At 72.0% G+C, this 13,203-nt stretch carries 13 protein-coding genes and 2 pseudogenes; 7 read left to right on the top strand and 8 right to left on the bottom strand.

Features of this window, described 5'->3' with window-relative positions; translation table 11 throughout:
• Nucleotides 1–51: 51 nt before the first annotated feature.
• The 3 genes from GPA02_RS14030 to GPA02_RS14020 are packed head-to-tail and all read right to left on the bottom strand — an operon-like array spanning nucleotide 52 to nucleotide 2,885.
• Nucleotides 52–753: a pyrimidine reductase family protein gene (locus tag GPA02_RS14030; protein ID WP_204986620.1), complete on the bottom strand. Its 702-nt coding sequence runs from the start codon at nucleotides 751–753 to the stop codon at nucleotides 52–54.
• Between the two features lie 4 nt (nucleotides 754–757).
• Complete coding sequence (folP, locus tag GPA02_RS14025; protein ID WP_156200706.1) at nucleotides 758–1,684, bottom strand: dihydropteroate synthase; 927 nt, start codon at nucleotides 1,682–1,684, stop codon at nucleotides 758–760.
• Between the two features lie 16 nt (nucleotides 1,685–1,700).
• The gene (locus GPA02_RS14020) at nucleotides 1,701–2,885 is read right to left on the bottom strand and encodes an aminotransferase class I/II-fold pyridoxal phosphate-dependent enzyme (protein WP_156200704.1); all 1,185 of its coding nucleotides are present in this window, start codon (nucleotides 2,883–2,885) and stop codon (nucleotides 1,701–1,703) included.
• Nucleotides 2,886–3,024: 139 nt separating this feature from the next.
• On the opposite strand from GPA02_RS14020, the gene GPA02_RS14015 reads away from it, so the two are divergent.
• Nucleotides 3,025–3,621 carry an isochorismatase family protein gene (locus GPA02_RS14015; protein WP_156200702.1) on the top strand — a complete coding sequence of 199 codons (597 nt, stop codon included), beginning with the start codon at nucleotides 3,025–3,027 and terminating at the stop codon, nucleotides 3,619–3,621.
• 1 nt (nucleotide 3,622) lies between these two features.
• Here GPA02_RS14015 and GPA02_RS14010 read toward each other — a convergent pair whose 3' ends face one another.
• The gene (locus GPA02_RS14010; RefSeq protein ID WP_156200701.1) at nucleotides 3,623–4,135 is read right to left on the bottom strand and encodes a hypothetical protein; all 513 of its coding nucleotides are present in this window, start codon (nucleotides 4,133–4,135) and stop codon (nucleotides 3,623–3,625) included.
• A 26-nt stretch (nucleotides 4,136–4,161) separates the two neighbouring features.
• Here GPA02_RS14010 and GPA02_RS19465 point away from each other — a divergent pair, with 26 nt between their 5' ends.
• The 4 genes and pseudogenes from GPA02_RS19465 to GPA02_RS13990 all read left to right on the top strand — a co-directional run.
• The gene (locus GPA02_RS19465) at nucleotides 4,162–4,893 is read left to right on the top strand and encodes an IS5 family transposase (RefSeq protein WP_156200698.1); all 732 of its coding nucleotides are present in this window, start codon (nucleotides 4,162–4,164) and stop codon (nucleotides 4,891–4,893) included.
• A 271-nt stretch (nucleotides 4,894–5,164) separates the two neighbouring features.
• A complete protein-coding gene (locus GPA02_RS14000; protein ID WP_156200696.1) occupies nucleotides 5,165–5,341 on the top strand; it encodes a hypothetical protein in 177 nt (58 codons plus the stop codon).
• Entirely contained in the window at nucleotides 5,338–5,727 is a 390-nt protein-coding gene (locus GPA02_RS13995) for a hypothetical protein (RefSeq protein ID WP_156200695.1), read from the top strand. Before GPA02_RS14000 ends, GPA02_RS13995 begins: the two co-directional genes overlap by 4 nt.
• A 190-nt stretch (nucleotides 5,728–5,917) precedes the next feature.
• A pseudogene (locus GPA02_RS13990) lies at nucleotides 5,918–7,066 on the top strand (ISL3 family transposase); the annotation flags it as partial.
• A 2-nt stretch (nucleotides 7,067–7,068) separates the two neighbouring features.
• Here GPA02_RS13990 and GPA02_RS13985 read toward each other — a convergent pair.
• From GPA02_RS13985 to rsmI, 3 genes and pseudogenes are all read right to left on the bottom strand, one after another.
• Nucleotides 7,069–7,980: pseudogene (locus tag GPA02_RS13985) on the bottom strand (IS481 family transposase); the annotation flags it as partial.
• A 122-nt stretch (nucleotides 7,981–8,102) separates the two neighbouring features.
• Nucleotides 8,103–8,525 carry a hypothetical protein gene (locus GPA02_RS13980; protein ID WP_156200693.1) on the bottom strand — a complete coding sequence of 141 codons (423 nt, stop codon included), beginning with the start codon at nucleotides 8,523–8,525 and terminating at the stop codon, nucleotides 8,103–8,105.
• Nucleotides 8,525–9,433, bottom strand: a complete 909-nt coding sequence (gene rsmI / locus GPA02_RS13975) for a 16S rRNA (cytidine(1402)-2'-O)-methyltransferase (protein ID WP_156200692.1) — start codon at nucleotides 9,431–9,433, stop codon at nucleotides 8,525–8,527. The genes GPA02_RS13980 and rsmI overlap by 1 nt, the downstream gene beginning before the upstream one ends.
• A 296-nt stretch (nucleotides 9,434–9,729) precedes the next feature.
• Between rsmI and GPA02_RS13970 the strand changes: the two genes are divergently transcribed.
• Nucleotides 9,730–10,305 carry a DoxX family protein gene (locus tag GPA02_RS13970; protein WP_156200691.1) on the top strand — a complete coding sequence of 192 codons (576 nt, stop codon included), beginning with the start codon at nucleotides 9,730–9,732 and terminating at the stop codon, nucleotides 10,303–10,305.
• An 88-nt stretch (nucleotides 10,306–10,393) separates the two neighbouring features.
• Nucleotides 10,394–12,289, top strand: coding sequence for a dolichyl-phosphate-mannose--protein mannosyltransferase (locus tag GPA02_RS13965; protein ID WP_156200690.1), 1,896 nt, complete (start codon nucleotides 10,394–10,396; stop codon nucleotides 12,287–12,289).
• 46 nt (nucleotides 12,290–12,335) lie between these two features.
• Here GPA02_RS13965 and GPA02_RS13960 read toward each other — a convergent pair whose 3' ends face one another.
• Nucleotides 12,336–13,193 carry an aldo/keto reductase gene (locus GPA02_RS13960; RefSeq protein ID WP_156200689.1) on the bottom strand — a complete coding sequence of 286 codons (858 nt, stop codon included), beginning with the start codon at nucleotides 13,191–13,193 and terminating at the stop codon, nucleotides 12,336–12,338.
• Nucleotides 13,194–13,203 lie beyond the last annotated feature (10 nt).

The raw sequence follows: 13,203 nt of genomic DNA, 5'->3' as shown, positions 1-13,203 counted from the left end.
CTGGTGACGTCGCGCGGGCGCCCAGGCTCTCGATGCGGGCGTGCGCGCTGCTCAGGCGCGCACGTAGCGCAGGAACAGCATCGGGCCGCCCGGCAGCGCGTGCACCATCCGCATCGGCACCAGGCGCTGCGGGCCGTGCGCGATCCGCGCCGCGGTGCCCGAGACCAGCACCGGGCTGATCGTCAGGTCGAGCTCGTCGACGGCGTCCGCCGCGACGAGCGCACCGAGCAGCGTCGGCCCGCCCTCGCACAGCACCTGCGGCATCCCCCGGGCCGCGAGGTCGGCGACCGCGGCCGGCAGGTCGACCGAGCGCTCGCCGTGCACCAGCACGTCGGCGACCTGCGCGAGCGCCTCGCGCCGCGCGGCGGGGGCGGTCGCGTGCGTGACGACCAGCGGCCGCACCGGCGCCTCGGTGAACACCGCCGCGGTCGGGTCGAGGTCGAGCGCGTGCGACACGATCGCCAGCCGCGCGTGCGGCGGCAGGCCGTGCTCGACCCGCCAGCGCTGCGACTCCTCGTCGAGCGTGAGGCCGTCGTAGCCCTCGATGCGCACGGTGCCGGCACCGACCAGCACGGCGTCGGAGAGCCGCCGCAGCGTCGCGAACACCTGCTGGTCCCACTCGTCGTTGAGCGGCCCGGAGCGGCCGTCGAGCCACGCCGCGCCGTCGAGGCTGCTGACGAAGCTCACGCGCAGGTGCGGCCGCGCGCGGTCGGGCACCGCGTACCGCTCGATCAGGGTCTCGACGTCGAACACGCGATCACCCGTTCGACCGCGGGTCGTCGGTGGCCGTGTCGATGTTGTGCCGCAGGTAGGCGGGCTCGCGCAGCCCGAGCACCGCCTCGGTCATCCGCACCACGTCGACGGTCTCGCGCACCTGGTGCACGCGGAGAACGCGTGCACCGCGCTCGACGCACAGGGCGGCGGCCGCGAGCGAGCCCGGCAGCCGCTCGCCCTGCGGACGGTCGAGCGTCTCGCCGACGAAGTCCTTGTTCGACAGCGCCACGAGCAGCGGCAGCCCGATCGCGGCCACCTCCTCGAGCCGGCGCGTCAGCTCGAGCGAGTGCAGGGTGTTCTTGTTGAGGTCGTGGCCGGGGTCGATGACGATCGCCTCCTCGGCCACGCCGGCGGCCACCGCGGCCGCGACCCGGTCCTCGAGGTAGGCGACGACGTCGGCCACCACGTCGTCGTAGCGCGGTGCCCGCAGGTGCTGGTGCGGCTCGGCGCGCGAGTGCGCGACGACCACGGTCGCGCCGCGGTCGGCGAGGACCTCGACCAGCCCCGGCACCCGCAGCCCCATGACGTCGTTGATGACGTCGGCGCCGCCGTCGAGCACCGCCTCGGCGACCTCGGGCCGGTAGGTGTCGACCGAGATCACGACGTCGGAGCGGGACCGGATCGCCTCGACGACCGGCAGCACCCGGTCGATCTCCTCGGCGACCGACACCTCCGGGGTGTCCGGCGAGAACGGCAGGCCGCCGACGTCGACCCAGTCCGCGCCGTCGTCGACCGCGCGCAGCGCGTGCTCGACGGCGCGCTCGAGCGCGAACGTGGCGCCGCGGTCGAAGAAGGAGTCCGGCGTCCGGTTGACGACCGCCATCACCGCGCAGCGGCGCGCGAAGTCGAAGGTGCGCGCACCGATGCGCCGCGGCGTCAGCGCGGCGACCGCGGGCGGGACCGTCGTCACCGGCGCAGCCTGCCGGTCACGCGAGCCGGGTCAGGCCGCGCTTGAGGTTGCGCACCGCCTGCCCGATCCGCTGCTCGTTCTCGATGAGCGCGAAGCGCACGAACCTCTCGCCGCCCGGGCCGAAGCCGACACCCGGCGAGACCGCGACGTCGCACGCGTTCACCAGGTGCGTCGCGAACTCGATCGAGTCCATGTCGTCGTAGGCCTCGGGGATCCGCGCCCACGCGAACATCGTGCCGCGCGGCTTGAGGATGTCCCACCCGATGCGCTGCAGGCCCTCGTAGAGCGCGTCGCGCCGGGACTCGTAGACGGCCGACAGCTCCGCGGGGTAGTCGGTCGCCTCGTTGAGCGTCACGGTCGCCGCGATCTGGATCGGCTGGAAGGTGCCGTAGTCCAGGTAGGACTTCAGCTGCGCGAGCGCCTTGATGACGTCGCGTCGCCCGACGAGGAACGCCACGCGCCACCCGGCCATCGAGAACGACTTGGTCATCGAGTACAGCTCGACCGCCACCTCGGTGGCGCCCTCGCACTGCATGATCGACGGCGGCTGCCAGCCGTCGAAGCACATGTCGGCGTAGGCGAGGTCGTGGACGAGCACGACCTCGCGCTCACGCGCCCAGTCGACGAGCCGCTGCATGTCGGCGAGCTCGACGGTCGAGGTGGTCGGGTTGTGCGGGAAGCTCAGCACGACGACGCGCGGCTTCGGCCACCCGAGGTCCCACGCCTCCATGACGCGGTCGATGTAGCCGGCGCCGTCGGTGCCGTCGCCGATCGGGACCTGCCGGGCGTCGGCACCGGCGAAGTACGGGCCCCAGATGTGGATCGGGTAGCTGGGCGTCGGCACGATCGCGCTGTCGCCGGCGGACAGCAGCACCCACATGAGGTGGCTGAACCCCTCCTTGGCGCCGATGGTCGCGAGCACCTCGTGCTCGGGGTCGAGCGTGACGCCGAACCGCCGCTGGTACAGGTTCGCCACGGCGAGGCGCAGGTTGGGGATGCCGCGCGAGGAGGAGTACCGGTGGTTGCGGGTGTTCTGGGCCGCCTCGGCCAGCTTGTCGACCGCGATCTGCGGGCTCGGCAGGTCCGGGTTGCCGAACCCGAGGTCGACGACGTCGCGACCGGCTCGACGGGCCTCGAGCTTGAGACCGTCGATGATGGTGAAGACGTACGGCGGCAGGCCGTCGATGCGGCGGAACTCCATGACGGCGAGGCTACTCGCGCCACGCCGTCGGGTCGCAGCCGTGTCCGCGGTGCGACGGCGTGTCGAGACACGGGGCGACCCCGGCATGGCGCCGTGCACACGCGTGGACGACGACGGCCGGGACAGCGAGAATGGAGCCATGACGCAGACCGCCCACCACGACCGCGACGCACGCCGCGCGCTCCTCGTCGTCGACGTGCAGCCGACGTTCTGCGAGGGCGGCGCGCTCGCCGTCGAGGGCGGCAACGCCGTCGCCGAGCGGGTCGCCGGCTACGCGGCCGCGCACCGGTCCGACTACGACGCCGTCGTCACCACGCAGGACTGGCACATCGACCCGGGCGAGCACTTCTCCGACGAGCCCGACTTCGTCGACACCTGGCCGCCGCACGGCGTGGCCGGCACCGACGAGGCCGAGCTGCACCCGGCGCTGGCCGACCTGGCCCCCGACATCAGCGTCAAGAAGGGCCGCTACGAGGCCGCCTACTCCGGGTTCGAGGGTGTCGACGTCGCGGGCCGGCCGCTCGCCGACCTGCTGGCGGCACGCGGCATCACCGAGGTCGACGTCGTGGGCATCGCGGAGTCGCACTGCGTCAAGCAGACCGCGCTCGACGCCGCCGCGCTGGGCCTGCGCGTCCGCGTGCTCACCGACCTCACGGTGCCGGTGACGCCCGAGCAGGGGGCCAGGGCGCGCGAGGAGATGGCGGCCGCGGGCGTGCTGCTGGAGCCCTCGGCCTGACTCAGGAGCCGGCGAGGCCTCCGGTGAGCGCGAGCACCCCGCCCGCGGCCAGCGGCACCCACAGCCACTGCACCGGGATGAAGAACAGCGAGTTCTGGTTGCGCAGGCGGCGTCGGACCTCCTCGCGCTCGGAGGCCAGCTGCTGCACCGCGACGCCCTCGAGCTGGCCGCGGTTGCGCGCGTAGGCGTCGTGCCAGCGCATCTGCAGGTCCTCCTGCGACAGACCCTGCAGGTCGCGCAGCGTCTGGTTCTCGGCGGCCTGGTGCACCTGCTGGTGCAGCTCCGGCTGCCGCGCGGCCACGTACCGGTCCGCGGCCTTCTCGGCGCTGCGCTGGTTCAGCCACCGCCCGAGGAGCCACGTCACCGGTGCCGCGACGAGCAGCCCGATGCCGGCGCCGACGCCCTCGAGCGCGTCGTGCCCCAGCAGCCCCGTCGAGATCAGCGTCCCGAGCCCGAACACCAGGAGCGCCACCAACGGCAGCGCCACGATCCCCCACCCCCGCCAGATGATCATGTCGGGGAGACTAGCTGTTCTGGCTCATGACGTTGGTGACGCCGGTTCGGAGTCGTGAGGCTGGGGGTTGGTGTCGACCGACGGCACCTGGGCGCGGCTGCTGGCCACCGTTCAGGGCGCGGCAGCAGCCAGGGGCGAGGTGGAGTGGACGGTCTCGGTGGACTCCACCATCACCCGCGTCCACCAGCACGGCGCCACCCTTCCCAGGGACACAGGGGGCTGGGTCGAGTTACACGAATCCCTTCGTTCGCAGCGGCGATCCCGAGCCGCCTGACCATGCGATCGGCCGCTCTCGTGGCGGTGTGACCTGCAAGATCCACCTCGCGACAGACGCCGTGGGCAGGCCGCTGGGGTTGGTGCTGACCGGTGGGAACGCTGCGGACACCACCTACTTCAACAGCGTGCTCGACACCATCAACGTCCGAGACGGCAGGCCAGGACGCCCCCGGAGCCGACCCGACCGCGTGTTGGCCGATAAGGCCTACACCTCCGCGGCGAACCGTCGCTACCTCACCGGCCGCGGGATCAAGGTCACCATCCCCGAACGCGATGACCAGAAGGCCGGACGCGCTCGCCGCGGATCCCGGGGCGGCCGGCCACGCACCTTCGACGCCGAGGCCTACAAGGGTCGCAACGTCGTCGAGCGCTGCTTCAACAAGCTCAAGCAGTGGCGCGGAATCGCGACCCGCTACGACAAGACCGCCCGGGCCTATCTCGCCGGACTCACCCTCGCCGCGACCCTCATCTGGACACGATGACGGGCTTTACCAACACGCCCTAGGCGCGCCGGAAAGTTGTTGCTTCTCTCAGAAGCGATGATTAGACTCGCGCTTGCATCAACGTAGATGCCACTAGGGGGAGGCTCAAGGTGCCGCCAACCCATCGCACGTTCAAGACGTTTCGCCAGCCAACAGTGTATCTGGCGGTTGCGGCAGCCCTTGTCATGGGGAGCCTGTCGCCGGCGCACGCCGACAACGACGACGACGCGAGCCCAGCCGACGACGGGCCCTCCGCGGTCGACGCAGCGACATGAACAGCGGATCTGGCACCCTGTGCAACAACGGCGACAGCGGCGGCCCGTGGTTCCAATTCAGCAACGCAGTTGGCCTCACCTCGGGCAAGGTCGCCAGCGGGAGCAATGCCGGAAACTGCATCGTCGCGTCGATCACCTACCAGATCCCCTCAGGATGGATCCTGACGACATGAGCGCTCCGATGAAAGGTCACCGTTCCTGGCCGTCAATGGTGGCAGTCGCTGCGCTGGCAGCGGCGACCCTGGCCGCATGCGCTCCTACGCCCTCCTCTCCGGGAGAACGCGCCGAAGAAACTGCGCGCGGCGATGACCGGTTTCCGCAGGCGTGGCGTGAGGGAGAAGCGCGCGAACCCGTCACGGGGGCACGCGACGACTGGTTCGTCGTCATCGAACTCGCCGAACCCGTGCCCTCAGACGAGTACCCATTGGACGTCTGCGCAATTCCGACGGCCGACACCTTCGACGCAGTCGTCTGGGAGATCAGCCCCGACGGAGACGAGATCCTTGCCGTCTCTCCCGTCTGGGGCGAACTGTCTTGCCTGGAGTTCCCAGAGGGCTGAGTCCGAGACCGTTCGCCTCGGCGGCGTCCCTCGTGACTCTGGCAGGTTGGTCTGGCTCCACTGTGACGGTCTGATCTGGCGGCTCTTCGCAGATGAGGGTGTAGAGGTAGTGGGTGCGTCGGCCGCTGGGTAGAGGTCGAGGTCTTCCGATGATGGAGGTTCCTACGCCAGCCACCCGAAAGACCTCGACATGCTCGAGGCTACCTTCACGCGCCCTGACCTGACCACGTTCGCCCGCCTGGACGACCTCGGCTTGGAGGTCATCGGCCAGCTGCTCGAGCCCGACCGCGCGGTGCTCGCCTGCCGAGTCACTGCGGCCGACGAGTGGTGTCGACGGTGCGGCTGCGAGGGCGTGCCGCGCGACACCGTCACCCGGCAGCTGGCGCACGAGCCGCTGGGCTGGCGCCCCACCACGCTGCTGATCACCGTGCGCCGCTACCGGTGCACCGGGTGCGGGCACGTGTGGCGTCAGGACACCACCGCAGCGGCCGAACCGCGGGCGGCGATCTCCCGCGGCGGGCTGCGCTGGGCCCTGGAGGCGATCGTGTGCCAGCACCTGACGGTCGCGCGCCTGGCCGAGGGCCTGCGCGTGTCGTGGAACACCGCGAACGCCGCGGTCCTGGCCGAGGGCAGGCGCCTGCTCATCAGCGATCCGGACCGGTTCGACGGCGTGAGGGTCGTGGGCGTCGATGAGCACGTGTGGCGCCACACCCGCCGCGGGGACAAGTACGTCACCGTCATCATCGACCTCACCCCGATCCGCGAGGGAACTGGCCCTTCGCGGCTGCTGGACATGGTCCCGGGCCGATCCAAGCAAGCCTTCAAGCAGTGGCTGAAGGATCGCGGCGAGACCTGGCGCCAGGGCGTGGAGGTGGTGGCGATGGACGGCTTCACCGGGTTCAAGACCGCCACCACCGAGGAACTGCCCAAGGCCGTGGCGGTGATGGATCCCTTCCACGTCGTGCGCCTGGCCGGCGACGCGATGGACCGCTGCCGCCGCCGCGTCCAGCAAGAGCTCCACGGCCACCGAGGACGGGCTGCCGATCCGCTCTACCGCGCCCGTCGCACCCTGCACACCGGCGCCGAGCTGCTCACCGACAAGCAGCAGTCCCGGCTCAAGGCGCTATTCGCTGTCGAGGAGCACGTCCAGGTCGAGGCCACCTGGGGCGTCTACCAGCAGATGATCACCGCCTACCGCGCCCCGGACCGCGCGACCGGCCGAGCACTCATGACCGAACTCATCACCTCACTGAGCGCCGGCGTTCCCGCCGCGCTCCACGAGGTCCGAACCCTGGGGCGCACCCTGAAGAAGCGCGCCGCCGACGTCCTGGCCTACTTCTAGTGGATGTTCCAGACGGTGATGGCGGCGGCTCGTTCGGCTTCGCTGTTCCAGGCGTGGGCGTAGAGCAGCTCTTCGGCCAGGATGCGCTGGTAGCGCTCGACCTTGCCGTTGTGGCGGGGTGTGTAGGGGCGGGTGCGTTGGTGCCGGGAGGCTGTCGCCAGGACGGTCCGGGTGAAGTCGCGGGCGCGGTAGTTGGAGCCGTTGTCGGTGATCACGCGCACGATCCGGGTGATGCCGTGCGCGGCGAAGAACGCCCGGGCGCGGGCATAGAAGGCGATCGTGGTGGCTGCCTTCTCATCGGGCAGGGCTTCGGTGTAGGCCAGGCGGGAGTAGCCGTCGATGATCGAGTGCAGGTACACGTACCCGGCGCGGGCGCCAGCTCTCTTGGCAGCCCTGGACTTCTTGTGCTGAGCGCTGCCATGGCCGTGGGCGCGCCAGCCGCCACCATCGGGGATGCGGCCGACCTTCTTCACATCCAGGTGCACCATATGACCAGGGAAGCGGGTGGTGATGGTTCCGACCTCCCGGTTGGAGGAGCCGTCAGGGTCCAGGTCCTTGCGCCGGTTGATGCCCAACCGCACCAGCCAGCGGCCCACCGTCGCGACAGAGGCCTGGTGCCCGGCAGCGCCCAGCTCGCGGGCGATCTGCCGGGCGGTCCACTTGTGTTCCCGGCGCCAGGTCTCGATCAGATCCACCACCGCCGGAGCAAGCTGGGTCGGGCGAGCGAACGGCGTGCTGGAGCGATCGATCAAGCCCTCTTCGCCGTCGGCGTCGTAGCGGGCCGTCCACTTGGACAGGCAGGCCCGCGAGATCCCTGCCTCGGCGGCCACGTGAGCGATCGGGCGGTGCTGGCAGCGCTGGATCAGACGAAGCCGACCAGCAGGGGTCAACGGAGCGTTAGCGTGACTCATCGAGGGGTAGGTCCTTCAAGCAGAACGGTCGTAGAGGTACTTCCATCCTGCCGCCGGGGACCTACCCCTTCCTCACACCCCCAGCGTCACCAACCTCATGAGACGCAACAACTAGCGAACGATCACCGACCGAGGCGTCGCTGCTCGGCGTCGTCCGCCTGCTCGGCCACGAACGCGGCGAGGATCTCGCCGCGGAGCGCGTGCAGCCGCTGCCGCACGACCTTGACCTCGCGGCGGCTGGCCGTGTCGTGCAGCATCGCGACCGCGTGGTCGAGGTTGTCCAGCCGCCGCGACCAGTCCTGGGCGCGGGCGGCCTCGGTGCCGTCGTCGGCGCTGTCGGCCAGGTAGGCGACCTGTTCGCGCAGCACCTCGATCGTCTGCCGCATGCCGGCCGGCCCGGAGGAGCGGCGCCGCAGCAGCTTGGTGACCGTCGCCTGGACCTCCTGGGCGATCTCGGGGTGCTCGCGCAGGTACGTCGCGACGACGGGGCCGGCGGTCCCGACGATCGTCATCACGGTGCGCACGAGGTTGCGGTTGACCGCCATCACCGGCCCTCCTTCCGCGAGGTCGCGCCACGATAACCCGGATGACCCAGATGACTCGGGTCACCCGGTGCGGCGTCGCGCGCCGCGAGCGCGGCCTCGTAGAGCTCGCGCCGGCTGGCACCGGTCCGCTCCGCGACGGCGGCGGTGGCCTCCTTGAGCCGCTCGCCGTCCGCGACCCGGTCGAGCACCTCGGCGAGCAGGTCGTCGGTCGACGCCGGCACGGGCGGCGCACCGGCGACGACGACGGTGATCTCGCCCCGCACGCCGTCGGCGGCCCAGGCGGCGAGCTCGGCGAGGGTGCCGCGGCGCACCTCCTCGTACGTCTTGGTCAGCTCGCGGCAGACGGCGGCGGCCCGGTCCGGTCCCAGCACCTGCGCCATGTCGGCCAGCGTGTCCGCGATCCGGTGCGTGGACTCGAACAGCACGGCCGTGCGCGGCTCGGTCACCAGCGCCGCGAGCGCACGCCGGCGCTCGGCGGGCTTGCGCGGCAGGAACCCCTCGAAGCAGAACCGGTCGGTCGGGAGCCCGGAGAGCGCGAGCGCGACGAGGACGGCGCTCGGACCAGGGACCGCGGTCACCCGCACGCCCGCGTCGACCGCGGCGCGGACCACCCGGTAGCCCGGGTCGGAGACGCCGGGCATCCCGGCGTCGCTGACGACGAGCACGGTCTGGCCCGCGAGCGCCGCCTCGACCAGCTCGGACGCCCGGGCGGCCTCGTTGTGCTCGTGGTAGCTGACCACGCGGCCGGACGGCGTCACGCCCAGCCGCGCGACGAGCGCTCGCAGCCGCCGGGTGTCCTCGGCCGCGACGACGTCGGCCTCGGCGAGCAGCCGCAGCAGCCGCGGCGGGGCGTCCTCGGCGTCCCCGATGGGGGTGCCCGCGAGCACGACGGCGCCTGAGGTGTCCACGCCGTGAGTCTGCCAGGTGCCGCGGGTCGGGACCCGGGTGCGGAGCGGTCCTCGCCGTCACCGGTCTCACGGGCCGGTTTCAACCCACTCCTGCCCCCGACGCCGCCGATCGCGCCGGGGCAGAAGTGGGTTGAAACCGTCCGAGGGGGCAGAAGCGGGTTGACAGCGGGGTCGGTTGGGACCGAGGTCCCAGGGACGGGGGGACCTCCGTCCCGAGCGGGGGCGGTCGTGGCGCCCAACAATGGTCATGAGCGCTCGATCCAAGCACCATCCCATCACCTGACAAGGACCAGACAATGAGCACCACCCGCACCGCGCAGGCCGAGGTCACCACCTCCGCCGCGGTCGTCACTCAGGAGTCGGTCGTCACCAGCCCGCTCGCCCGGAAGGTGCTAGCGGTCTCGCGGATCGTCATCGGCTTCTTCTTCCTCTGGCCGTTCCTGGACAAGACGTTCGGGCTCGGCTTCTCCACCCCCGCGGAGCGCGCCTGGATCAACGGCGGCACCCCCGCGCAGGGCTACCTCAACAACCTCGACCCGGCGCAGCCGCTCGCGGGGTTCTTCCAGTCCACGTTCGCCAACCCCGTCGGGGACGTGCTGTTCATGCTGGGTCTGCTCGGCATCGGCGTCGCGATGATCGCCGGCGCCGGCCTGCGGATCGCGGCCGTCGGCGGCGCGCTGCTCATGGCGTTCATGTACCTGGTGGCGCTGCCGTGGATCGGCGAGTCGGCCACCAACCCGATCCTCGACTCCCACTGGGTCGAGGGCCTGCTCCTCGTCATCGCGGCGGTCACGCTCGCCGGTGACACGTGGGGCCTCGGCCGCTGGTGGGCGCACCAGGACGTCGTCCGCAAGCACCCCTGGCTCCGCTGACCCTGCCTCCCGAGCCCCCGGTACCCACAGGTGCCGGGGGCTCGTCGGTGCCAGGCCGCGGCCGCGACCGCCACCTACACTCGTGGCCGTGAGGGGAGCCGACGACGACGTGCGTGCGTCCCCCGACGAGGCGTGGGCCCCGCAACCCGACGGCGGCGGGAGCGCGGGAGCAACCGCCGCGGGCGCGCCGAGCACGCGCACCGACACCGGTCTCGCGACCGACGTGACCACGACCCCCGAGGCGACCGCCTCGCCCCCCGTGCGCCGCCGCGTCGGCGTCAGCCGCCACACGCGCACCAGCGCCCCGCGCCGCCCCCGGGACCTCCTCGGCTCGTTGCGGCAGCGGCTCGCGGCGCCGGCGGTCGTCACCGCCGGGCGCACCCGGACGCAGATCGAGACCGACCTGCTGTCCCGGCTCGTGCGACCGGTGCCGGGCTCCGCCGTCACCGGCTGGGTCGTCACCCTGCTCGTCACGGCGGTCGCGGCGGTGCTGCGGCTGCTGTACCTGGGACGCCCCGGACGACTCGTGTTCGACGAGACCTACTACGTCAAGCAGGCGCTGTCGCTGCTGCAGCTCGGCTACGAGGGCGACTGGGTCGAGTACGAGGTCGGCGACGAGAGCCGGCAGCCCAACGAGCGGTTCGCCGCCGGCGACTACTCCCAGCTCAGCACCGAGGCCGACTACGTCGTCCACCCCGCGGTCGGCAAGTGGATGATCGCCGCCGGGATGCGGCTGCTCGGCCCGAACGACCCGGTGTCGTGGCGTGTCGCGGCCGCCGTCGTCGGCGCGCTGTCGGTGCTGCTGCTCGTGCGTGCCGCGCGTCGGTTGTTCGCCTCGACGACGCTCGGCGCGACCGCCGGCCTGCTGCTGGCGATCGACGGCAACCACCTCGTGATGTCCCGGATCTCGATCCTCGACGTCTTCCTGTCGTTCTGGGCCCTGGTCGCGTTCGTGGCGGTGCTGGTCGACCGCGACTCCTACCGGCGCCGGCTGGCCGCGGCGGCCGCCGTCGAGCTCGCCGAGGAGGGCCGCTACGACGACCCGTGGGGGCCGCGTGTCGGGTTCCGCCCGTGGCTGCTGGTCGCGGGCGTGGCGCTCGGGCTCGCCTGCGGCGTCAAGTGGTCCGGCATCTACTTCCTCGCCGCGTTCGGGCTGCTGGTGGTGGCGTGGACGATCGCGGCGCGCCGCGCCGTCGGGGTCCGCTACTGGGTCGGCGCGGGCGCGCTGCGCGACGGCGTGCCCGCCTTCCTGCTCACGGTCCCGGTCGCGGCCCTCACCTACGTGCTCACGTGGCTGCCGTGGTGGGCGACCACCGACGGCTACATGCGGCAGTGGGCGGCGACCACCAACGCGGCGGCCGAGCAGCCCGAGCGTCCGTGGATGCCGGACTGGCTGAACTCCTGGTGGGAGTACCACCTGCGGATGTGGGACTTCCACAACAACCTCACGAGCGAGCACACCTACCAGTCGCACCCGGCGGGCTGGCTGATCCAGCTCCGGCCGACGTCGTTCGCGTGGCGCTCGGTCGAGGAGACCGACGGCGCGTGGCAGACGTGCGGCGCCGATCGCTGCGCGGGCGCGATCCTCTCGGTCGGCAACCCGGTGATCTGGTGGGGCGCCGCGTTCGCGCTGCTGCTGGTGCTGTGGGCGGCGTTCCGGCGGCACGACTGGCGGGCCTGGGCGATCCTCGCCGGCTACGCGGGCGGCTACCTGCCGTGGTTCGCCTACTCCCACCGCACGATCTTCACGTTCTACGCGGTCGCGTTCGTGCCGTACGTCGTGCTCGCGCTCACCTACGGGATCGGCGAGCTGGTGGGGCCGCGCTCGGTACCGCTGCGCGAGCGCCGACCGGGCATCTGGGCCGCGGCCGCGCTCGTGGTGGCCGCGCTGCTGGTGTCGGCGTTCTACTGGCCGATCTGGACCGGGCAGTGGGTGCCGTACTGGTTCTGGCGGCTGCACATGCTGCTGCCGTCCTGGGTCTGACCCAGGACGGCAGCAGCGGCGGGGCGGGTGCAGGGCCCGCCCGTCGTCACTCGGGGGTCGGGCTCGCGAAGGCGGCGGTGTCGGGGTCGCCGCCGGTGCGCTCGCCGCGCTCCAGCGCCTCGATCGCGTCGATGTCCTCCGGCTCCAGGTGCACGCCGAGGGCCGCCCAGTTCTCGGCGATGCGCGACGGCGTCACCGACTTCGGGATCACGACGTTGCCCTGCGCGATGTGCCAGGCCAGCACGACCTGGGCCGGCGTCGCCTCGCGACGCTCGGCGATCTCGGCGAGCACCGGGTCGTCGAGCAGGCCCTTGCCGGAGCCCAGCGGCGACCACGCCTCGGTCGCGATCTGGTGGGCGCTGTTCCACGCACGCAGCTGCTCGATCTGCAGGTACGGGTGGCACTCGACCTGGTTGACCACGGGGACCACGCCGGTGGCGTCGATGATGCGCTGCAGGTGCGGGGCGTGGAAGTTCGAGACACCGATCGACCGGACGGCGCCCTGCTCCTGAAGGGCGACGAGCGCCTTCCAGGCGTCGACGTAGCGGTCCAGCGGCGGCGCGGCCCAGTGGATGAGGTAGAGGTCGACCTGGTCGACGCCCAGCCGCGCGAGGGACTTCTCGTAGGCGCGCATCGCCGAGTCGTACCCCTGGTCGGCGTTCCACAGCTTGGTCGTGAGGTACACGTCCTCGCGCGGCAGCCCGGAGGCGGCGATCGCGCGGCCGACGCCACGCTCGTTGCCATAGATCGCGGCGGTGTCGATCAGCCGGTAGCCGACCCGGAGCGCCTCCTCGACGGCGGGCTGCGCCTCGTCGTCGGGGACCTGCCAGACGCCGAAGCCCAGCTGCGGGATCGTCGTGCCGTCGTGCAGTGCCAGCTCGGGGGCGATCAAGGTAGAAGTCACGCGCAGCAGG

Origin of the sequence: Actinotalea caeni (assembly GCF_009733795.1) — a bacterium.
GTDB classification, from domain to species: Bacteria; Actinomycetota; Actinomycetes; order Actinomycetales; family Beutenbergiaceae; genus Pseudactinotalea; species Pseudactinotalea caeni.
Note: the sequence above shows the minus strand (reverse complement) of the source record. Positions and strands in the feature narration are given on the sequence as shown.